We start from the raw sequence: 21921 nt of genomic DNA on the forward strand, positions 1-21921 counted from the left end.
TCACTCCCTTCTAGAACAATGCGTTGTCCTTATCGAACTTGCGCACGATGTAGTTTGACGTCATAACGAGCGTAAAGCCGACGATCGACTGATACAGGCCAGCTGCGGTACTCATGCCGATTTCGCCTGTCGTCTTCAGACCACGGTATACATACGTATCGATGACATTCGTGACGGCATACAGGCTTCCGGAGTTTCTCGGCACCTGGTAGAAGAGACCGAAGTCCGCGTAGAATATTTTTCCGACCGCAAGCAGCGTCATAATCGTAATGATCGGAGCAAGCATCGGTATCGTGATACGGCGAATTTGCTGCCATTTGTTCGCACCGTCGATCATCGCTGCTTCATATAGCGACCTGTCGATCCCCATAATCGCCGCCAGATAGACGACGCTGTTGTAGCCGACCGCCTTCCACAGGTAGACCAAAATAATGATGAACGGCCAATATTTCGGATCGGCGTACCATTGGACAGGATCCATGCCAAGACCTTTGAACACCTGATTCAGCAGCCCGCGCTCGGAGCTCAGGAAGCTGAATGCAAAATAGCCGACGATGACCCAGGACAAAAAATACGGGAGGAACATGCCGGTTTGATATATTTTCGCTAAGCGTTTGTTTACGATTTCAGATAGTACGATGGCCAATAAAACAGACAATGCTAAACCGATAAAAATAAAGGCTAGATTATACAGCAGCGTGTTGCGCGTAATTACGAAAGCGTCGTTCGTGCTGAACAGAAACTTGAAATTGTCCCATCCGACCCATTTACTGTTCACGATACTCGCCCAGAAGCCGTCTCTATGGAAACGATACTGCTTAAAGGCAATGACGGTACCCAGCATCGGCAGATAGGAGAAGAAGAGAAACCACAATGCACCCGGCAAAACCATGAGCAGCATTACTTTATTTTTCGCAATGTCTTTAAAAAAGCTGCCGATTTTTCTCACGCTTACCCCTCCTGTTGGTTATTGTAAAAAAAGACCGGGAGGGCCATTCACCCGCCCGATCTTCGATTCGTTCCTACTTGTTGTTTGCAGCTCTCCACTCGTCAATCTGTTTTTGAGCTTCCGCGATAATCTTATCCAGACCTGCGGCTTTGAATTTCTCGTTTGCTTTTGGCAGGTACTCTTCCGGATCTACTGTACCGGTCATAAGAGATGCCCAGAATTCATCTTTCACGTTCTGAACAGCGGCAATTTCACTGGCTACATTCGTCGCATCGAAGTTGAAGCCTAGCAGCGGCGCGTTTTTACCCTGAGCGTTGAACTCCTTGAATTGCTCCCATTTGTCGGCAGGATCGTTCTCGTTCAAGTACGTAATCAGGATGTTACCCAAGGAGAAGGTAGGCATGTCATAGTTTTTGGATTCCTCCAGGTTTCTCATGACGTTGTCGCCGACTTTCTCATAATGGACGCCTTCAATACCGGAATCGATCATGTTGCGAAGCACAGGGTCTGTGTTGAGCAGGTTCAAGAATTCCATAGCTTTCTCAGGGTATTTCGAGTTTGCGGAAATCGCCTGCATCGAACCCATGACGGACCAGTTATATACATAAGCATCGCCAGCCGCCGTTGAAGTTACAGGATAACCATAGCTTGCAGACCAAAGGTTATTAGCCATCGGCTGTGTAGCAGCACGGTCCGAGAACCATTTTCCGGATTTATACAAATCATCTACTGAAGTCGTGGTTGCTGCCTCTGGAGAAATATAGCCGGCTTGATAGAACTTACGCATCGTCTTCAATATGGCCTTGGTTTCCTCCGTTTCCAGGATGTTCACGACTTTATAGTCCTGAGTATCGATGTAGACAGCCATCGGCATTTTTTCAATGACATAGTCGAACGGCATAAGCGGCACATGGTCATTCACGATAGCATACGGCGTGATGCCCGGCTCATTCTCCTTGATGACCTTCAGCAGAGGCTCAAGGCTCTCAAGAGAGCGAACGCTCGAAATGTCTAAGTTGTATTTATCAAGAAAATCTTGGTTGAAACGGTACGCTTCCTGAGCTGGCAATTCCTTGTTGGCAGGAACCGCATAGTTATGTCCGTCAACCTTGGAGCCCTCCAGGAAAGCAGGATCCAGTACTTCTTTGATGCCTTGGCCATGCGTCTCTAGCAGATCGTCGATTTCCATAAATGCGCCTTTGCGCGCATTTTGCACGTAATCAAAAGCCCATGAGCTGGTGAACAAAATGTCCATCGGCTCGCCGGATGCGGCCATAACCTGCATTTTTTGCGTATAATCACCGAAGTCGAGCATTTTCATTTTGATTGTCGCATTGATTTTTTCCGTGGTGTATTTGTTGACTTCCTCCATGACTTTGTCGACATCTTTCTGCGGTGTACCGATCGTGTACCAAATCAATTCAACCGGCTTGCCGGAACTGCCTCCAGCGCCCGAAGCCGCTCCATTGTCGCTCGTCTTGCCGCCTCCGCACGCGCTCACCACAAGTGTAAGCGCCATCAGGGATGCGAGAAGCAGAGAAAATCTTTTTCTTTGTTTAGCCATTACTTATGAACCTCCCTTTGGTGTAGCCTCCGAATGATCTGCAGCATAACTACGCTATCGTTCCTCCGGGCTTCCAAATTATTCATGATGCGATCACTGATGGAGGAAGCGGCCGGACTGTCATTCGCGGCTGGCTTTTCGCCTTGAATTCCTTAGTAGGACTATCTTTACTGTAATTTATGAAAGCATTTTCAAATAGAAGCGAAATTAAATAAATCATGTATAAAATAAAGAAAAGGACTTCCAGCGGCATCTTCCGCTAGCTAAGCCCTTTGAATTCAGTCGGCGATATGCCGACGTATTTTTTGAATTGTTTATAAAAATAACCCGTCTCCCAATACCCGACATTCCGTGCGATTTCCTGCACCTTCATGTTCGTCGTCCGCAGCAGTTCCTTCGCTTTCTCGATCCGGTATCGGTTAATATGCTCGGTAAACGTCTCATTGACTTCTTTATGGAATAATTGTCCCAGATACACCGGATGGATATTGTACATCGAGCCGAGCACCTTCAGCGACAAATCCTGATTGTACGCTTCATGAATATAATTAAGCACCTGCTGGACGACCGGACTCTTCACGTCGCGTTCAAGCAGATCCACCGTCATGGCCGCCGCTTCCTTGATCATCTCCATCAGCCGGGCCGAGGTCGTCGCCTTCCGAATCTGGCTAAGCCCTCCCTTGTACGGCTCCGGATCATCGGTATGGGTTATTTCCTGCAGCAGCATCTTGAAGCGAATCAGCCATTCCATCGCAATCTCCTGGAGCAGATCCGGCGTCATGCCCTCCAATTGCTGCAAATAGGCGAAGTCCTCCTCAATGCGAAGCAACAGCGCCTTCGTATCCTTCGCCATAACCTCTTTCTTGTATTCATTCCAATCGATCGGCCAATCTCCGACCCGCGCCTCCTGCTGCCGGCTGGCCAAATCCTCATAACGCAAAATCCGGTCGGCTGATCTGACCATGAAATATTCCTGCGCCCGTTTGGCATGGCTGTAGCTTTGCGAGGCATCCTCTACGTTCACCGCGCTGCCGAGCGATGCGCAAATTTTGTTATGGGGGGACAGGAGCAGGCGCAGATTGTCGCTGATTCGTTCCGCATCCTCCCTGCACGACGATACATCATCCGCATTGAACACCAGCACGATGTCGCCGTCCATATCCCGGAAGGGCACAACATTCTCCGACGAACTCAGCTGATTCGTCACAGAATCGAACACCTCTGCCATGGAATGCTCGGCCCGCAATACCGATACCTGCACATACCGCTGATCGAGCTCAATGCCCAGCAGGTCGGCGCGCTCCCGGAACTCCTTCGGACTGATCTGATCCTGCAGCCAGCGATACATCACGTTGTCCCTCAATATTCGCTTGCTCTGCTCCGTCAAGGCAAGCTCCGATTGGTTCACATTCAATTTCTGCGCAACCGTTCTCAAGGTTCCCTTGAATTCATCCAAATTGATCGGCTTCAACAGATAATTCTCAATCCCGAGCGACATGCCTTCTTTCAAATAATCAAACTCATTATACCCGCTAAGGACGATGACCTTGAGCTCAGGGTGGATGGCCCGGACATTGCGAATCAGGTCTAATCCGTTCATTACGGGCATGGAGATATCCGTGATCAGAATATCGGCCGGCGTTACCTTCATCGCTTCGAGCGCAAGTGCGCCATTCTCCGCATAGCCTACAATTTCCATGCCAAGCTTGGCCCAATCCACGATATCGTAAAGCCCCTCGATAATAAACGGCTCATCATCTACGATAAACACTTTAAACATGCTTGATTACCCCCTCTCCCTGCCGGGGAAAACGAATGGTGAGTGTGGTACCCTGCCCTTCCTCGCTGTCTATTTCGAGGCCGTAACGGTCGCCAAAGAGCAGCTCCAGTCTTTCATGTATGCTGCGCAGCCCAAACGATTCCGCATTCTTGTCCGGATGGTACAGCCCTATTATGATTTGCTCCAGCCGCTCCGGCGCAATGCCTTTGCCATTGTCCCTGACCTGAACGATGCAATCCTCGCCGCTGGGCTGTACGGATATTTCTATATGATTGTCATTCCTGTCCGCCCTCATGCCATGCAGGATGTAATTTTCAATGATCGGCTGCAGCGACATTTTGAAAATCGGAATGCTCTCGAGCGGCTTATCGCATCGGATGCTGTAGGAAAACTTATCCTTATACCGTATGCGAAACAGCTCCAGATACAATCGGCAAGCCTCCAGCTCGTCCTTCAGCGTATAGTTGCTTTTCTGCTGGACATAGCTCTTGAACAGCACCGACAAGCTGTAGATCATCTCCGCAACATCGTTGGCTCCGTGAGATATGGACCGCATGCGGATGACTTCAAGCGTATTGTACAAGAAGTGGGGATTCACCCGCGCTTCCAGCGCGGCGAGCTCCGCGTGCTTCTGCTTGATTTCCGCCTTGAGTCCGCGGTCGATATACAAATTCAGTTCGTCGAGCATATCGTTAAAGCTCTTGGAAATTTGTCCAAGCTCGTCTTCCCGGGGATCGACGATACGCGCTTTCAGGTCGCCCTTCTTCACTTTTCGCATCAAACGAATGATGTTATAGATCCGTCTAGCAAAGTTGCCGATGAACAAGGACGGAACGATAATGGCGACCAGTATGCAAATCGAGGCGATCGTGATGATCGAATTCCGCACTCCCCGGTAGGTGGCGGCAAGCTCCTCCTTGGGAACCGCGCTGAGCACAGTATATCCTCCCTGACTCTGGGTCAGCTTCGTGATGGTCATCCCTTCACCGATCACCCCGGTGTCATAAATGGAGCTGATCTGCTCTGAATACGGATACTTGCGGCCATACAACGTATTTGAAGTGTCGAACAAGACGTCGCCGTCCGCAGATAGCACGACGATCGTCCCTTTGAAATCGTCGCGGTAATTCCCCAGGCTCTCCCAAATTTTCTCCCCGTCAAAATAAACGAGCAGCTGCCCGACATTCCGCAGCGATTGCTTGTTGTTCACCGGGACGCGAAGCGAATACATCGGCTGCTCCGGCAAATTAACGATTTTCCGCACCCAAATGTTCGGGATCGACACCTGGGCCTCTTCGTCCAGGTACATCGCATCCGGCACGAAGGAACGGGCCGCGTTCGTCGGGATGATTTTGAACTGCTTATGCTGATTGTAGACATATAATTGCTGCAGATCCGCACTGTACAGCATCAAGCTGCGAATGTCGGGGTCATCCTCCATCTTATTGCGGAAGAACTGAACCGCATCGGTCGTTGCCCCGATATCACTGTAGAACTTATCCAATCTGAATCGGACATACTCTTCATAAGGATGCTCCATAAAAAAAGAGGTGTTGCTGGCCAGCTCGCTGTCCCGGTAAACATCGCGCATCATATTTTGCACCGATTCGTATTTCCCGCTGACATAGCTGCTAACGCTTTCAACTGCCCGCTTCTGGATGTTCATCTGGCGCTGCACCGCAGCCTCCGACATGGATAAGAACATCAAGTACGAGAACGTTATAATTGTCACAATCATGATAATCGAAAAGAACAGAATCATTTTCAAAAACAGATTGTTCTTGAAATATTTTCGATACACATTGCCGATGATCATGGTAACCTCCTCAGAATATCGCTTATTATAACACGGCTGCAGGCAAATTTCTCATAGGGGGCTCCGTTGATCTATACTACTGTCAAAATACGCGGATGGACTGGATTAATTTTTTTCATTTCACGCAAAAGAGAGCACCTCTCAGGTGCTCTCCTCCACTATCGCTTCTCTTACTGCTCTCTAAACTCCTGCAAGCCTTCGTTCAGGGAACGGGTTGCCGAATACACTTGTTGATACAGCTTGAACAACCGCCCGTATTTCTCAACATTCGCTGCATTCGGCTCGTACGTAGCACGGTATCCGATGAATTTATCTGCGCAGTCTTTCAGGCTGTCGAACCAGCCGCTGCCGACTGCTGCCATCATGGCTGCACCCATGGCTGGACCTTGCTCATTGTTCAGCGCGACGACCGGCGTACCGAAAATATCCGCCTGCATTTGCAGCCATACCGGATTCTTGGCACCGCCGCCGATCGAGATGATGCGCTCCACGGTAATTCCCGCTTGACGGAACAGCTCCAGCGATTCCGCCAGCGAGAACGTGATGCCCTCCATTACGGCACGAGCAAGGTGCTCGCGGCGATGCGTGCCAGACAGCCCAATGAAGCTGCCGCGGATTACGCTGTCCGCATGCGGCGTACGCTCGCCGACCAGATACGGAGTGAACAGCAGCCCTTCCGCTCCAGGAGCGATATCCGCCACCGGCTTCAAGAGCTCGTCGAAGCTCATCTCCGGCGCCAGTGAATCCTTGAACCAACTCATGCTGTAGCCTGCCGCCAGCGTAACTCCCATTGCATAGAACGCTCCCGGATGGGAGTGATTGAAGAAGTGCACTTTACCAGCGAAATCTTTGTTTTTATCTTCCTCATATGACAAAATAACGCCAGACGTCCCGATGCTGCACAGCGCATCGCCTTGACGCACGATCCCGGCTCCAACTGCGCCGCAAGCGTTGTCCGCTCCGCCGCCGAACACCTTCGTGCTCGTGGAAAGGCCCGTCAGCTCCGCGAATTCCGGCAGCAAAGTTCCCGTCTCTTCGGTGCTTCCGACCAGCGGAGGCGCAAAATTGCTGGACAGCCCGAATGCCTCCAGAATTTCCTCGCTCCATTTCGCTTCCGGTACGTTCAGCATCAGCGTGCCTGCGGCATCGGACAGTTCCATCGCTACGTTCCCTGTCATACGGTAACGCAAATAGTCCTTCGGCAGTACGAAGCGGGCCGCTTTGGCGAACAGTTCCGGCTCGTTCTCCTGCACCCAAAGGACTTTCGGCAATGTGAAGCCTTCCAATGCAGCGTTTCTTGTAATGTCCAGCAGTTTGTCGCCGAGCTTGGCTTCAATCTCCCGGCATTGCTTCGTTGTGCGGGTATCATTCCACAGAATGGCATGGCGCAGCACTTCATTCTTGTCGTCCAGCAGCACAAGGCCGTGCATTTGGCCGGAGAACGAAACGCCTTCAATATCCTCAGCAGCGATGCCGCTGCTCTTCATTAGCTCTTTGAGGCAGGTGATCGTGCCTTTTACCCATTCTTCAGGATCTTGTTCACTGTACCCGGGACGCTCGTGAATAAGCGGATAAGCTGCAGTTGCCTCTCCCTTGATCTCCCCGTCTTGGCCTACTAGCAGCGTCTTTACCGAGCTTGTACCCAGATCGATACCGATTACGTATTTCATCCGTGACTCTCCCTTCACCAATTAGAAGTTTTTCTTATAATAAGTGTTCAAAAAGTAAATCTTTCAGCACCGAGGCGTATGCTTCCGATGTGCGTTTTTTCAAAACGCCTTAGGTCGAATGAAGCTAGAGACTGAGGAGCGGAGCCGCACGTTTTCGAAGAAAACGACTCCAAAAGCATATGCTTGGCAAAACCTACGTGAGCACCTAAAATGTTTCCGAAGGAAACATGCTTCGAAAGCATAGGCTCAGCTCGGCTGAATTCAAGATTCGATGTCGAATGAACCACCTGTGCTACTTCGTGATCAAAGATTGACTTTTTGAACTACTTCTCATATTCAAAAGGGGACGTCCAGCGTCCCCTTGTATTATTGCTTTTATTTCGTAGTGATCTTATTTAGTACCGAAAATATATTCGTTCAAGCGAGCTTTAACCAATTCCAGATGGCTGGATTTGTTGCGGATCTCGCTGTTTTGCAGCGCATAAGCTTCAAGCGTCTTGAAGTTAGCTTTACCGGATACGATGTCGGCTCCGATTCCGCTCTTGAAGCTGCCATAACGCTCATCCAGCAAGTTGTCGAAGAATTTGTCCTCGATCAATTTAGCTGCAACTTTTAATCCTTTTGCAAATGTATCCATACCTGCAATGTGAGAGTAGAACAGATCTTCCGGCTCGAAGGAGCTTCTTCTTACCTTCGCGTCGAAGTTCACACCGCCGGCGCCAAGTCCGCCGTTCTCAAGGATTTCGTACATAGCAAGCGTAACTGCATACAGATCTGTCGGGAATTCATCCGTATCCCAGCCAAGCAGCAAGTCGCCTTGGTTGGCATCGATGGAACCCAGCATGTTGTTGAGGCGTGCAACGCGCAGCTCATGCTCGAACGTATGTCCAGCAAGCGTAGCATGGTTCGCTTCCAGGTTCAGCTTGAAGTGGTCTTGCAAGCCGTATTTTTGCAGGAATGCGATCGTTGTAGCCGCATCGAAGTCGTATTGGTGCTTGGAAGGCTCTTTCGGCTTAGGCTCGATCAGGAATTGACCTGTATAGCCGATTTCTTTTGCATAATCCAGAGCCATTTGGAAGAATCTTGCCAGGTTGTCAAGCTCAAGACCCATATCTGTATTCAATAGAGACTCGTAGCCTTCACGGCCGCCCCAGAATACATAGTTTTCAGAACCAAGCTCAAGACCTGTTTCCAGACCTTTCTTCACTTGTGCAGCTGCATAAGCAAATACGTCAGCATTGGAAGTCGTCGCAGCGCCGTGAACAAAACGCGGGTTGGAGAACATGTTCGCTGTGTTCCAGAGCAATTTCGTGCCTGTAGCTTTCATGCCTTCTTTGATTTTAGCAACGATAACGTCCAGGTTTTCGTTCGTCTCTTTCAGGTTTGCGCCTTCAGGAGCAATGTCGCGGTCATGGAACGCGAAGTAAGGAGCGCCGAGCTTCTCCAGGAATTCGAAGTTTACTTCCACGCGGTCCTTCGCAAGATCAAGACCTGTGCGAGTCTCCCATGGACGGATCATAGTTGCTTGACCGAATGGATCACTTCCGTCCATCGTCAGGGTATGCCAGTAAGCAACCGCAAAACGAAGATGCTCTTTCATTGTTTTGCCAAGAACGACTTCGTTCTCGTTATAATGTTTGAATGCCAGCGGATTGTTGGAGCCTGAACCTTCGTACTGGATTTTGTTAATGTTTTTGAAATAACTCATGCTTGAAATCCTCCCAGTCTGATTTAGAATTACTTGTGGAAAGTAAGCCTTTACATCATGATGATTATTAGTAGCATGACCTAAATTTAGACGAGCCATGCTGCTTGATATATTTATCCTAACACGGCCGACTTAGTTTGTCTAGTAAACTAACTAAGTTATTGATTTAGCATCATCGTTATGTGTATGATGTAATTATCTTTTCGTAGAATTGTGGGGTACTCATCATGAAAATTACGGGCGATCAGCAACTGATCAAGAAAATGAACAAAACGCTCGTCCTGGATACGATCCGCCAGCAGCAGCCCTTGTCCCGTGCCGACATCGCCGCTACGCTGGGCCTGAATAAAGCCACTGTATCTTCGCTCGTCTCCGAGCTGATCGAGAGCCAACTGGTGACCGAGATCGGCCCCGGCGAATCGAGCGGCGGGCGGAAGCCTACGCTGCTGCTGTTCAACCGTGGCGCCGGATATGCCGTCGGGATCGATATCCGCGTCAATGATCTGTTTGCGCTGCTCGTAGACCTGGAAGGGAACGTCATTAAGGAACGAACGGTTCCCCTGGAGGATTCGTCGCCTGATCACGCGCTTGACCAGATCCGCAAAATGATCCATTGGCTCAGCAAGAAGGCGCCTGAATCGCCTTACGGCGTCGTCGGCATTGGAATTGGCGTTCCGGGGCTGGTCGATGAGAAAAGCCGAATCGTCTCCGCCCCGAACCTGGGCTGGAACAATGTCGCTGTACAGAAACTGCTCATCTCCGAATTCGGAGATAATATTCATATAGACAATGAAGCCAACGCGGGAGCGATCGGCGAGAAGCTCTACGGAGCCGGACGCGATGCCGCCAATTTGATTTATATCAGCATCGGCGTCGGAATCGGCTCCGGCATGATCGTCGGCGGCGAGCTATACCGCGGCATTTCCAATTTCTCCGGCGAAGTGGGCCACATGACGGTGAGCGAGAACGGCCCCCTTTGCCGCTGCGGCAACCGCGGCTGCTGGGAGACGCTCGCTTCGGAGAAGGCGCTGCTTGATCGTGCAGCCCAGCGCTGGAAGGACAGCTCGGCCGCTTCCGATGAGGAAGGGCTGGATCGCCTGCTAAACCTTGCCCGGGCAGGCGATCCCGATGCGCTCTCCCTGCTGGAAGAGACGGGGAAGCATCTGGGCGTCGGCCTAGCGAACCTCGTAAATATTCTGAACCCTGAATTGATTGTCATCGGCAACCGTCTGTCGATGGCTGGAGATCTGCTTCAGGAGCCGATGCTGCACACGCTGGAGAGCCGCAGCTTGTCCTATCATATGAAGAAGACACAGGTCGCCTTCGCTGAGTTGGGCATTCGCAGCACCGCCCTTGGCGCAGCCTCGATGCCAATCACTTCCTTTCTGGCCGATCCGGATGTCACTTCGGTGAAAACCCAGCCTTAAACCTCATAAAACCCTGACCAGGACACTCAACCCGGTCAGGGCTTTTTATTGTTTCAATCCATATTTTTGCAAATACAGCATATGAAATTTTTCGCTCGAGTTAAAGGGGTTTCTGCCCGAAAGGACTCGCTTGTTGACCTGCTTGAATCGGTAGGTCTAGGAGAGGATTTAGGCCGAAAGGTCGGGCAATTCTCACTTGGTATGAGAAAAAAATTAGGCATCGCTCAAGCTTTGATCGGCTCTCCCGAGCTAATCTTTCTAGATGAGCCCACCTCGATGCTGGACGTCGAGTCCGCACTGCAAATTCGTCAATTGATCGGTACGCTAGCATCCAAAGGCATTACTATATTTATGACGTCCCATAACCTCGAAGAAATTGAGCGCATCTGTGATCGGGTGGCTATTCTGAACCATGGAAAAATTGAAAAAATAGGAACCTTGGAACAGCTTCGCGAGGCACATACCCGCAGCATAAACATAACTATCAAATACCAAGCCAGCGATCAATCTCAAGAAAGCCTATGGCTGGATCGGTTGCAGCAGATGGCTGGTGCCGTGCAGTGTAAAACCCCTTATGTTGAGATTGAGCTCGACGAAGAAGAGGTGATCCCGGAGATTGCAGGATGCATATCTTTTATCGCGAACAGCCCCCCGTGATTGATACACGCTCCCATCATAGTAAACCTAGAAAAAACAAATGACCCTGACCAGGGCACAAATCCTGGTCAGGGTACTTTTATGGAAAAATCCAAACATCACTGCAATCCATCCTATTCCAAATAAGTCGGTCATAGCCTGTAACCTTTTCGCCCACTCCCCGATCTAATTCTATAGAGGGCCCTCAAAAGGAGTTGAAATTCTTGCAGCAAGATATAGTACTGGACGTCAAGCGGGCGCAGCAAGGTGACCGGGAAGCGTTCATCCGGCTCTTCCGGATGCTGGAGCCTCAGTTATATAGCTTGGCCAAGTCCATTGTCAGACGTGACGAAGACTGTGCGGACGCATTTCAGGAAACTACGCTTAAAGCGTACAAAGGCTTAGCCACATTACAACAGCCAAAATATTTTAAAACCTGGGTCATCCGGATTCTGATCAATGAATGCAATCAGTTGCTTCGTTTGCGCAGTAAGACGGTGGTTATGGCAGAACTCCCGGAAGCGGAGCCTCCGTTCCATTACTACGAGGACAGCAGCAAGCTGGATCTGCATGAGGCCGTGGATCATCTGGACGAGTCATTGCGCATCGTCATCCATTTGTTTTATTTTCAAGACTTGTCAATTAAACAAATCTCGAGTGTGCTGGACATTTCCGAAGGAGCCGTCCGAACGCGTCTGCACCGGGCTCGCGGGATATTAGCCGATGAAATAAAGCGGAAACAGGAGGGGAAGCTGACTTATGAAAGCATATGATCTCGATAAAAAGCTTCGGGAAATCGGCAGAGAAGAACTAAACGAAGTACCGGAGATCATTCGTCAACGTCAGGATCAAGTTTACGCTTCCCTGCCCCATCATCCGATAGAGAACAAAACCGGGCATAACATTCGCAGCCGGATCATGCGCAAATTTATCGTCGCGACAGCCGCTGCCGTCATCCTTGTCTTTATCGGGGGACTCAGCGGTGTAATGATGTCTCCAGCGTTGGCAAATTCATTGAAAAACCTGCCGCTCATCAGCAATATCTTCAAACTGGTTGACGATTTGGGACTACAAACAGCGGAGGAGCAAGGACTGGTCGAGGAAACAAAAGCCAGTGTGACCCATGAGGGAGTTACTCTGCATGTGCCCCAGGTCATCTTTGACGGACTTCGCTTATCTCTGGCGGTTCAGCGAGAAGGCGATCATTTTCCCAGCGCTATTCTGGATTCCGAGGTCGTCGGAGAAGGGGAGAATGCGAAAGTGATCCACCAAAGAGGCGAAATCAGAGATTTCAAAATGTTCATTAACGGCAAACCTACCCACGAATATAAGGGAAACCAACGCATCGGTTTGAGCGGGCTGCCGACAGAAGATCCTCATTCAGCGATTTTCCGGTTAACTGCCCATTCCGGTCCGGGGGAATCGGCATATTTTCTACCAGATCAATTTACACTGACAGCTCAATTTTGGCTGGAGGGTACCAAGGAACCATTTGTATTCGAGCTGCCTGTTCGCAAGCAGACAAAGACAACGAGTCTCTCCCCTAGAGAAACGAGAAACTGGAGAAATGTTACCGTCACACTGGACGAAATTCAATTTACCCCCCTGACAACGAAGGTGACTTTAAATCTGGAACCAGAGGATGGGTCGAGAGAAGCTTATCAGAACTTAAAATTCGAGCTATGGGATGGGCAAGGAAATCTCTTGAATTTTGTCGGCGGCATGGGGGCGCTCGGAGAAGCTGGAGAAAGCCGGAGTGAACTGTTATTTGACCGCTTCAAGGAAGCTCCAAGTACAGTAACACTGAAAGCATTTGTCCCACAAATGGCCGACCCTTCAGCCAAAACGGGCTTGTTCAAGCTTGATCAGAATGGAGAACCTATCAAACACTATCTGAAAGAGCTTGAAATGAGCGTACAAGTAAATCAGAACGAAATAGAGAAACTGTACAACCTATCTAAATAATAAAACCATATATGGAGGAGTTTAAAATGAAAAAGGTATATAAAGTGATGACAACAGCAGCTTTAGCAAGTTTGATTTTGGGTGGAGCGGCTTTAGGAACAGCGACAGCGAATGTATCCCATACCCCCCTGCTTACCCCTACGAGCGTGGCGGCACAAGCGTCGGTGCAAAATCCTAGTGTAACCCACAACGGCATTACGCTGAGCGTAAGTAAGGCGCTGTATGACGGCAACTATATCGGTATTACCGTAAATCGAAGCGGCGGAGGATTGACTTCAGGAATAACCGAAGGGCATTTTGATCAACAGGCCGAGGATTATGTATGGGCAAAAGGAGCCATTAAGGACATTCAAATTTTCATGAATGGCAAAAATATTTATGACATGGGCGACGGAAAGCTGCATAAAAGACCTAGTCTCGGTTGGGCGCAAGGCTCCAATCCGGATACAGCGGAAATTAAGATTGTCGATCCATCCTGGCTGGGGGATCATCTCAACGAGCTCGCTTTTTCAAATAAATTCAAGCTTACCGTCAAGATCACGCTGGAAGGTGTAGACAATCCGTATACCTTAGAAATGCCGATCCAGCAAAGCGTAGAGAAAGCGACGGCCTTGAAGCCAAATATGACCAAAAAACACGGAAACCTAAGCGTCACCTTGAGCAAGCTTAATCTAACCTCAGATTCTTCCCGTATTCAATTGATTGAGAAAGGCTTAGACAAAGACAAGCATTCGGGCATCATTTATGAGTTCGTAGATGACGAAGGCAACATGATCGAACAAATCTCCAGCTTTGGAACAAACGACAACAACAAAAATGGGCACTGGTACCACAATTTCGTGATCGATGCCCTGAGTAAAAATACCGAGTCGATCACGGTCAAAGCTTTTACTCCTGAAATGGAAACACCAGGAGCAACATCAGGCAGCTTTAAACGAGATGCAAACGGCGATTTGGTGAAAAATTATATCAAAAATCTCGAAATGACTGTAAAGGTAAAGTAACCCTTTGTAAGCCTTGCCCCGCGCCTTGTATTCTGGGCGCGGAGCAAGGTTTTTTTATATTTAAGTTCTTATACGACAACATTGGAACTAGGATTGGCCAAACGTATAGGAGCCTCCGGCCTCACCATCAAACGAAATGATGCCGATCCCTGGCCCCTCCAACCGACAGGGTCCGGCAACCGCGCAGCTCACGACAACCTCCGTAAGAAGGCCCTCCGCCCAAGAGAAATCGACGGTGTACCCGCCCCGGGCTCGCAGCCCTTTGACCCTCCCTTCGCTCCACCCTTCAGGCAAAGCGGGGAGCAATCGAATCATTCCGGTATGGCTTTGTAGCAGCATCTCGGCAATACCTGCCGTCCCGCCGAAATTTCCGTCGATCTGAAACGGCGGATGGTTGTCAAAAAGGTTGGGCAACGTGGAGTGACTGAGCAGTTCCTTCACATTCTCATAAGCCTTAGATCCATCCTGCAGCCTGGCCCAGAAATTGATAATCCACGCCCGGCTCCAGCCGGTGTGGCCGCCGCCATTCGCCAGCCTGCGCTCCAGCGTCGTCCGAGCGGCTTCGGCCAGCTCCGGCGTGCGCTCTACACAAAAAGCTTCGCCCGGGAATAACGCGAATAGATGAGAAATATGGCGGTGTCCCGGCTCCACCTCTTCATAATCCTCCATCCACTCTTGGATCTGGCCGTATTTGCCGATCTGCGGCTTAGGAAGCCGCCTCAGGGCAGTGGCAAGTTCCTCCCGGAACGCCTCATCCCGTCCGATGATCTCCGCACTGCGGATGCAGGCGCTAAATAGCGCCTCGATAATCTGAAAATCCATGGAAGCCCCAGCACACAGCACGCCCGTCTCCCCATTGGGAAGCTTATAGCTGTTCTCGGGAGAGACGGACGGGCAAGTAATCAAACGGCCCTCCCCGTCCTCGATCAAATAGTCGAGAAGGAACTGTGCAGCTTCCTTCATAGTCTCATACGCCCGATGCAAGAAATAGCGATCCTGACTGAACCGGTAATGCTCCCACAAGTGCAGACATAACCAGGCCGCACCCATCGGCCAGTAGGAAGCCGGGAGATACATATCCTGCGGGGCCGTATCCGCCCATATATCCGTGTTATGGTGCGCCGTGAAGCCCCGGCAGCCGTACATCACCCTGGCCGTTACCCGGCCAGGCTCCCGCATCCGCTCGATCAAATCGAATAATGGCTCGTGGCACTCGTTCAGATTGCAGTTTTCCGCGGGCCAATAATTCATTTGGGCATTGATATTGATCGTGAATTTGCTGTCCCACGGCGGCAAAAAGCTATCGTTCCATATCCCCTGCAAATTTGCAGGCAAGGAGCCAGGGCGGCTGGAAGAAATGAGCAGATAGCGGCCAAATTGAAAATAAGTTGCTATCAAGCCATGATCCTCTTCTCCCTTCCGGATTAGCGCTAGCCGTTCATTGGTCGGGAGTGTGGTTCTGTCTGGGTTTTTCGGCAGCTCGATGTCAACCCGCCCGTACAGCTCCCGGTAGTCGGCAATGTGGCGGGCCAATTGCTCGCTATAAGAGGACTTGCTTATCGCCGTCACCTGCCGCTTGCTGTAAAGCTCTGGATCTGGATGCCGGAAGGTTGTACCGGCAACGAGCAGCAGCGTAACTGCATCCGCTCCGCTCACTACCAGATGCTCGCCAAGAGTGCGGCTGTCGCCGCCTTCCGGGATCGCCTTCAGTACGGCGCAAAAGGAACTGCCCCCCTTCCCCCCGCATTCCCCTCGCATAACCAGTCCGCTTTGCCCCCATTTCTCCGACTTCTCCAAATACCTCCAGTTCTGTCGGTTGAACCGGGCTCTGAAGGATATAGCTTTCTCCTTGTCGGCGGAAATCCGGATGACGATCGCCTGGTCCGGATAGCTGGCGAACATCTCGCGGCTGTATCGCACCTGGCCAATCCGATAGCTCACGCGAGATACGCCGTGCTCGAGATCAAGCTCCCGGATGTAGTCTTCCGCAGGCCGCTCATGATCCGCGAACGCCAGTAATAGGTCGCCTAGCGGCAAATAGTGGCGCTGCGCTTCGGGCAGCCCCGTCAGCGTCATCGCTGCCAGATCCTCCGCCTCCCGCAGCCGTCCGTCCATAATCAGTTCGCGTATTTGGGACAAATGAGGCAGCGCATCTTCATTGTTGCGATCACGCGGACCGCCGTACCATACCGAATCCTCGTTGAGCTGCAGCTTCTCTTCGGCCGTACCCCCGAAGATCATTGCTCCAAGCCGACCGTTTCCGATAGGCAGAGCTTCGTTCCATTCCGCAGCCGGTTCTCTATACCACAAACCATGCTTCTGTTCCATCGCAGTCATGCTTCTCCTCCAATCTGTTAGATTGATCACGAATATATATTAGCTAGTAGCTAATTCAGTTCCACCAAAGCCTTGATCACCTTCGATTCAGGTTTGAGCCAACTATCGAAGTTACCAATCATATCTTCGAACGAGCAGCGGTGAGTAATGTAACTGCCAACATCGATACAACCTTCCTTAATAACCGCCAGCACTCTCTCAAAGTCCTCTCGCGTAGCATTTCTGCTGCCATGAAGCGTCATCTCGCGCGCATGAAAATCAGGATCGTTGAAAGTGATGGCACCTTTTACTAATCCGACGTAGGTCAAAGATCCGCCATGACCGACAAATCCAAAGGCGCTTTCCATCGACGAAACGTTGCCGGTAGCATCGATGACGATTGCCGGAAAGTTGTCGTCCGTTAGTGCGGCTAGTTGATGCTTAGGTTCCCGGAGCGCGTTCACCGTATGCTCAACCTTGGCCCATACCTTGCAGAAATCCAAACGCTCATCATTCACATCCATCGCGATCACTTTGGCTCCGGCGTAGCTGGCCATCGCCATAACGCCAAGCCCGATCGGTCCGGCCCCGATAATCAGTGCCTGATCACCAGCGTTCAGCCCCGAGCGCTGGACGGCGTGCGCGCCAATCGCCAGGGGCTCCAGCATCGCCGCCTGGTCTAATGTAAGCTCCGCCGCCTTGATGAGATTCGAAATAGGAATGGCCACTCGCTCCCGCATTCCCCCGTCCACATGTACGCCAAGCACCCTCATGCTCTGGCAGCAGTTGGTTTTACCGCTGCTGCAGGCCCTACAATTACCACAATGAATATAGGGAATCACACTGACCCGATCGCCAATCTGAAGCCCCTCACCATTGTCCTCAATTCGCTCGATGACCCCCGAGAGTTCGTGCCCCAGCACACGAGGGTATGTAAAATAAGGTTGATGACCACGATAAGCGTGCAAATCGGTGCCGCAAATGCCAATCCGCCGAATCCTTACTATGGCTTCGCCCTCCTGCATTTGGGGCTCCCGCAAATCCTCACGAAAAACGAAACGCCCGATGTCCTCGCAAATGATGCCCTTCATCAGGATTGCCCCCCATTCTGCCCGGTCCACGCACCGCTCCATTCGGGCCTTCCGCTCGGCCACGTTTTGCCTTCTATCGGCTTGAGGATCTCCAGTACTTCCTGCAGCAATTGTTCGTCCAGCGGTTCCTCCATCCACAGAATGTTATTGCGAATGTTTTCTGGAGTCGCCGTGCTGACCAGCGTCGTTGGAATGCGCTCATTCGCTGTAGAGAACTGGATCGCCAGCTTTGCTATATCCGCTCCTCTGCTTCTGCAATGTTCGGCGGCAAGCCGGCAAGCTGCCCTGATATCCTCGCCAGCAGGATGCCAACCTGGCACGTCACTGCCGCTCAGCAGACCCATGGACAGCGGCGATGCGTTGATCAACCCTGCTCCTCGCCACTCCATTAACGGAAGGAGGCCGAGCAGCGATGTATCATTGAGAGAGTAATGACAGTACGATAAAGCGATATCCAGAGCAGTCCGGGACAGCACGGATTCGAAGATATCTAATGGTAAGCCGGATACGCCGAAGAAACGGATTTTCCCGGATTTTTTCAACTGCTCAAGCGCCGGAATTCCTTCCTCTAACACCTGCTCTAAGGAACTGAATTCGATATCGTGAAGCAGCAAAATATCGAGGTAATCTGTTCCCAGCCGCCGCATGCTTTCTTCCGCACTCCGAATCACCCGATCCTTCGAAAAATCGAATTCCTCCTGCCCGTAACGTCCTGCTTTCGTGGATAGAATATACCGATCCCGCGAAACTGTCCGCAGCGCTTCACCCAGCATCGTTTCCGCTTTCGTCAGGCCGTAATAGGGCGAAACATCGAGCAAATTAATTCCCATGTCGATGGCGGTATGAACCGTACGAATCCCTTCAGCCTTTGGAACGTCCCGGAATACACCTCCGAGCGAAGACGCGCCGAAACTTAACGCTGATACATCCAGTCCCGTATTTCCCAACCTTCTGTATTTCATCGACTCGAGCCCCCATTTTTTATTGTGTATTCAACTTATAAAATCTCGCGGCGTTGGCGCCGAAAATACGCTCTATCGCTTCCGGCGGAAGCCGGTCATTAAGTGTATGCCGCAATACGTCAACGACTTCATCATATGTTGCCGCCAGAAGACACACTGGCCAATCGCTTCCAAACATCACCCTTTCAGGACTAAATAGATCAAGCGTTTCATGGACATATGCCGTGAAATCTTCCTTAATCCAGTCCTGATGCTTGGCCTCCGTCACCATCCCCGACAGCTTGCAATATATGTTCGGAAATTGTGCAATTTCAGCCATATGGCTTCTCCATGGCTCCATGATGCCCGAAGCGATCGGCGGCTTCGCCAAATGGTCGACAGCGCCTCTCAGCCGCGGAATCCGCTCCAATAATTGAACAAGCTGCGGAAGCTGGTCAGCCAGCACAAGCAAGTCAACTGGTACGTCCTGTTCTGCAAAATATGAAAGCGCTTCTATATAAGCGGGCGATAAAACGGCTGTTGGATTCTCCATTTCCTGTATCATCACGCGAAATCCGATAAATTTTCGATGCTTGCAGAACCGCTCATACTGTTGCTTAAATGAAGGGTCTTCAAGATCCAGCCACCCGACCACACCGGCGACAAAATCAGCTGTTTCGCTTAATTCAAGAATAAATTCGGTCTCCTCAATCGTTGGTGCCGCCTGTACCAGAATTGTTTTGCCGATTCCATGATTGTTCAAATGCGGCTCAAGGTCAGAAGGCAAATAGTCGCGGAAAAGCACCGGAATTTCAGGCGCAATCCAACCGTAATCGTTTCTGCCGATTTTCCAAAAATGTTGATGAGCGTCAATACGCATTGAGTCACCTCCGTTAACATAGTTAACATTCGACAAGAATAAAAATGGCTTAAATCAGCATAGTTATTCGAAGAAGAATGCACACTGCCGAAAATGGTTTCTCCAACACACATAAAAAGTGATCATGTTCCAAGCGTACATCAACGGTGTGATCCGAAAACACTTGAACAATTTCGTAACATCCAAATGCAGGTAGCGGCAGTTTTATAATATCGCTAGCGTCACCTCCAAATTTATGTACAACGATCATCATCTGCGATCCATCTCTGGATGTGCGTATAATTCCCTGCCATCCCTTTGGATGACGATAACTCTGTATCGGACTTCCGAATCTATTTGTCTTGCCATCCTTAATAATCGGAGAAACAAGTTGATAGAAGGCAATAGCTTCCCCAACAATTCCCCACTGTTCTTCACTCAACTCATGGATATCACCGGACAAGCACATCCTGCCAAGCATCGTGCTCGCTAGTGAGTAGACCATACGCTGCAAGGAGTCATCCTTTCTAAGCACGGCCCAAATCTGACTTTGCCTTGGCAGAATGACTCTATGAAGATTCGCAGCAATAATTGGAACTTCCTCACACTCATGCGCATCTGAAAATGATGACATACTCGTGAGTGTAACCATAGAGGGTTCTAAGCGATGTCCGCCAGATGCGCAATTTTCAATTACGATATCGGGCACTTCTTGTTGAATTAGCCTGATAAATTCCTGAACCGCCTGCATTTGTCTGCGCAATCCTTCTCCGAGCGATTCTGCGCCATCACAACCGATGCCTAAATTATCGTTATAATCAATTTTTAAATATCCGAATCCATGGGTTTTCAAAAAGGATATCACTTTCTCTTTTAAATAGTTGATAACAAAGGGATCACAAAAGTCCCAGAATCGTCGGTTACCGCTCGTAATTGGCAGACCATCCCGTTTTAAAAGATGATTAACCATGTGAAATGCCGTGGATTCTACGCCGCATACTTCCATTTCGAACCAAATACCGGGAATCATACCGCATTTTCTTATATGTTCGAGTGTTTGCCTCAGACCTTCAGGAAAATCATTTTGGCTAATTTCCCAATCGCCCATACTGGTAAACCAGTTCGTCCCTTCACGCCTATACCATCCGCAATCTATGACAAGATAGCGTACTCCCTTGTCTCTGAGCCGTTCAGCTATCGCGTAAAGACTCGAAGCCGATGGTGCCCCCCATGTTGTACAATACTCGTTAAAAATAATGGGCAAATCTTCTTCTATAGCTGGTCCATGTAATAGGGGACGTTTCTGCATTCCGGTTAATCGACTCGCTGCACAATCAACATCCCCCATTACTGTAGTGAGGTAAGCACTAGGTGTTTGAAATGACTCTCCAGGCCTAATAATCTTGGTCCAATGGCCGAATTCTCTGTCCGCCAATCCGCCTGACATGTACAGGGCGTCATCCTGTCTTCCAATCTCAATCTGCCACGATGCGGGGTGGGCGATTTGAATTCCCCATAATACACCATGGCGTGCATCCTCCAAATATACCGTCGGGAAAAATCCCCGAACCGGCATGGATCCAACTTGCCCAAATCGCAAGCTTCGTGTTCCATAGGGCGCCCAGGCTGGTTCAAGGTGTAGATCTTCTATTTTACTAGAAACCAAGCGTCCTTCCGCGGACCATGCACTATGGATACGATGGAGGACTAGCGAGTCGGGAGCATCATCCTCAGCAAACGGGGTGAGTCCCGTTAAAGAGAAGGATGATATCATTTCTGCCGTAACGGGTATATCACCTTCATTACTAATGTTTACGGAAGATTCCAATGCTTGATAACCCGAAAACCAGGTTAAATGATGTTCTATCCTGCATGAACTTGAATTGCGCCATACTGATACTACCGTTACGGTACCATCGCGCTGAATTTTGTACTGCTCATCAAATTTCAGAGTATCAACAGTTCCGTTATTACGCATGGAATGACCATGCGCGAATCCGCCAGGATACGCACTCCCAACCAGTTTGAGTTGCACTAAAGAATCCACTTTGAATGTCTTCTCACAGACGCGGGATACCATGGATTTCGGCAATAAGACCAAACCTAGTTGCCCAGTTCGGGAGTCTTTAATGTAGCGCGCAATCATATCGTCGAAGCTATAGTCTGTCCATACCTTCATTTAATCCCTACCTTTG

At 50.1% G+C, this 21921-nt stretch carries 16 protein-coding genes; 5 read left to right on the plus strand and 11 right to left on the minus strand.

All coding sequences use genetic code 11. The annotated features are described in order from the left end of the window. Positions 1 to 10: 10 nt before the first annotated feature. The 6 genes from ACYUJT_RS09005 to xylA all read right to left on the minus strand — a co-directional run bounded on the left by ACYUJT_RS09005 (position 11) and on the right by xylA (position 9487). Complete coding sequence (locus tag ACYUJT_RS09005) at positions 11 to 901, minus strand: ABC transporter permease (RefSeq protein WP_460321590.1); 891 nt, start codon at positions 899 to 901, stop codon at positions 11 to 13. 121 nt (positions 902 to 1022) lie between these two features. Beyond that, a complete protein-coding gene (locus tag ACYUJT_RS09010; protein WP_460320782.1) occupies positions 1023 to 2513 on the minus strand; it encodes an ABC transporter substrate-binding protein in 1491 nt (496 codons plus the stop codon). A gap of 259 nt (positions 2514 to 2772) precedes the next feature. Beyond that, complete coding sequence (locus tag ACYUJT_RS09015; protein ID WP_460320785.1) at positions 2773 to 4293, minus strand: response regulator; 1521 nt, start codon at positions 4291 to 4293, stop codon at positions 2773 to 2775. Next, on the minus strand, positions 4286 to 6109 hold the full coding sequence (locus ACYUJT_RS09020; protein ID WP_460320788.1) for a sensor histidine kinase: 1824 nt from the start codon (positions 6107 to 6109) through the stop codon (positions 4286 to 4288). Before ACYUJT_RS09020 ends, ACYUJT_RS09015 begins: the two co-directional genes overlap by 8 nt. 170 nt (positions 6110 to 6279) lie before the next feature. Next, positions 6280 to 7779 (minus strand): xylulokinase, encoded by a 1500-nt coding sequence (gene xylB, locus ACYUJT_RS09025; RefSeq protein WP_460320791.1) that lies wholly within the window; start codon positions 7777 to 7779, stop codon positions 6280 to 6282. A 391-nt stretch (positions 7780 to 8170) separates the two neighbouring features. Continuing rightward, on the minus strand, positions 8171 to 9487 hold the full coding sequence (gene xylA / locus ACYUJT_RS09030) for a xylose isomerase (protein WP_460320793.1): 1317 nt from the start codon (positions 9485 to 9487) through the stop codon (positions 8171 to 8173). Between the two features lie 227 nt (positions 9488 to 9714). Here xylA and ACYUJT_RS09035 point away from each other — a divergent pair, with 227 nt between their 5' ends. The 5 genes from ACYUJT_RS09035 (at position 9715) to ACYUJT_RS09055 (ending at position 14519) form a co-directional block, all read left to right on the plus strand. After that, a complete protein-coding gene (locus tag ACYUJT_RS09035) occupies positions 9715 to 10914 on the plus strand; it encodes an ROK family protein (protein ID WP_460320795.1) in 1200 nt (399 codons plus the stop codon). 48 nt (positions 10915 to 10962) lie between these two features. Continuing rightward, entirely contained in the window at positions 10963 to 11571 is a 609-nt protein-coding gene (locus tag ACYUJT_RS09040; RefSeq protein WP_460320797.1) for an ATP-binding cassette domain-containing protein, read from the plus strand. A gap of 203 nt (positions 11572 to 11774) precedes the next feature. Beyond that, positions 11775 to 12323 (plus strand): sigma-70 family RNA polymerase sigma factor, encoded by a 549-nt coding sequence (locus ACYUJT_RS09045; RefSeq protein WP_460320800.1) that lies wholly within the window; start codon positions 11775 to 11777, stop codon positions 12321 to 12323. Then, positions 12310 to 13515, plus strand: coding sequence for a DUF4179 domain-containing protein (locus ACYUJT_RS09050; RefSeq protein ID WP_460320802.1), 1206 nt, complete (start codon positions 12310 to 12312; stop codon positions 13513 to 13515). The genes ACYUJT_RS09045 and ACYUJT_RS09050 overlap by 14 nt, the downstream gene beginning before the upstream one ends. A gap of 26 nt (positions 13516 to 13541) precedes the next feature. After that, positions 13542 to 14519, plus strand: a complete 978-nt coding sequence (locus tag ACYUJT_RS09055) for a DUF4179 domain-containing protein (RefSeq protein WP_460320804.1) — start codon at positions 13542 to 13544, stop codon at positions 14517 to 14519. Between the two features lie 87 nt (positions 14520 to 14606). Here the strand turns inward: ACYUJT_RS09055 and ACYUJT_RS09060 are convergent, their stop codons facing one another. Genes ACYUJT_RS09060 through ACYUJT_RS09080 form a run of 5 tightly spaced genes read right to left on the minus strand, consistent with a single transcriptional unit; the run spans position 14607 to position 21905 of the window. Continuing rightward, the gene (locus ACYUJT_RS09060) at positions 14607 to 16856 is read right to left on the minus strand and encodes a glycoside hydrolase family 95 protein (RefSeq protein ID WP_460320806.1); all 2250 of its coding nucleotides are present in this window, start codon (positions 16854 to 16856) and stop codon (positions 14607 to 14609) included. A 50-nt stretch (positions 16857 to 16906) separates the two neighbouring features. Further along, on the minus strand, positions 16907 to 17926 hold the full coding sequence (locus tag ACYUJT_RS09065; RefSeq protein ID WP_460321593.1) for a zinc-binding alcohol dehydrogenase family protein: 1020 nt from the start codon (positions 17924 to 17926) through the stop codon (positions 16907 to 16909). Next, on the minus strand, positions 17926 to 18888 hold the full coding sequence (locus ACYUJT_RS09070) for an aldo/keto reductase (RefSeq protein WP_460320809.1): 963 nt from the start codon (positions 18886 to 18888) through the stop codon (positions 17926 to 17928). Before ACYUJT_RS09070 ends, ACYUJT_RS09065 begins: the two co-directional genes overlap by 1 nt. Positions 18889 to 18907: 19 nt before the next feature. Further along, positions 18908 to 19747 (minus strand): amidohydrolase family protein, encoded by an 840-nt coding sequence (locus ACYUJT_RS09075; RefSeq protein WP_460320811.1) that lies wholly within the window; start codon positions 19745 to 19747, stop codon positions 18908 to 18910. Positions 19748 to 19796: 49 nt separating this feature from the next. Then, positions 19797 to 21905 carry a glycoside hydrolase family 36 protein gene (locus ACYUJT_RS09080; RefSeq protein ID WP_460320814.1) on the minus strand — a complete coding sequence of 703 codons (2109 nt, stop codon included), beginning with the start codon at positions 21903 to 21905 and terminating at the stop codon, positions 19797 to 19799. Positions 21906 to 21921 lie beyond the last annotated feature (16 nt).

The organism is Paenibacillus sp. YSY-4.3 (assembly GCF_054767475.1).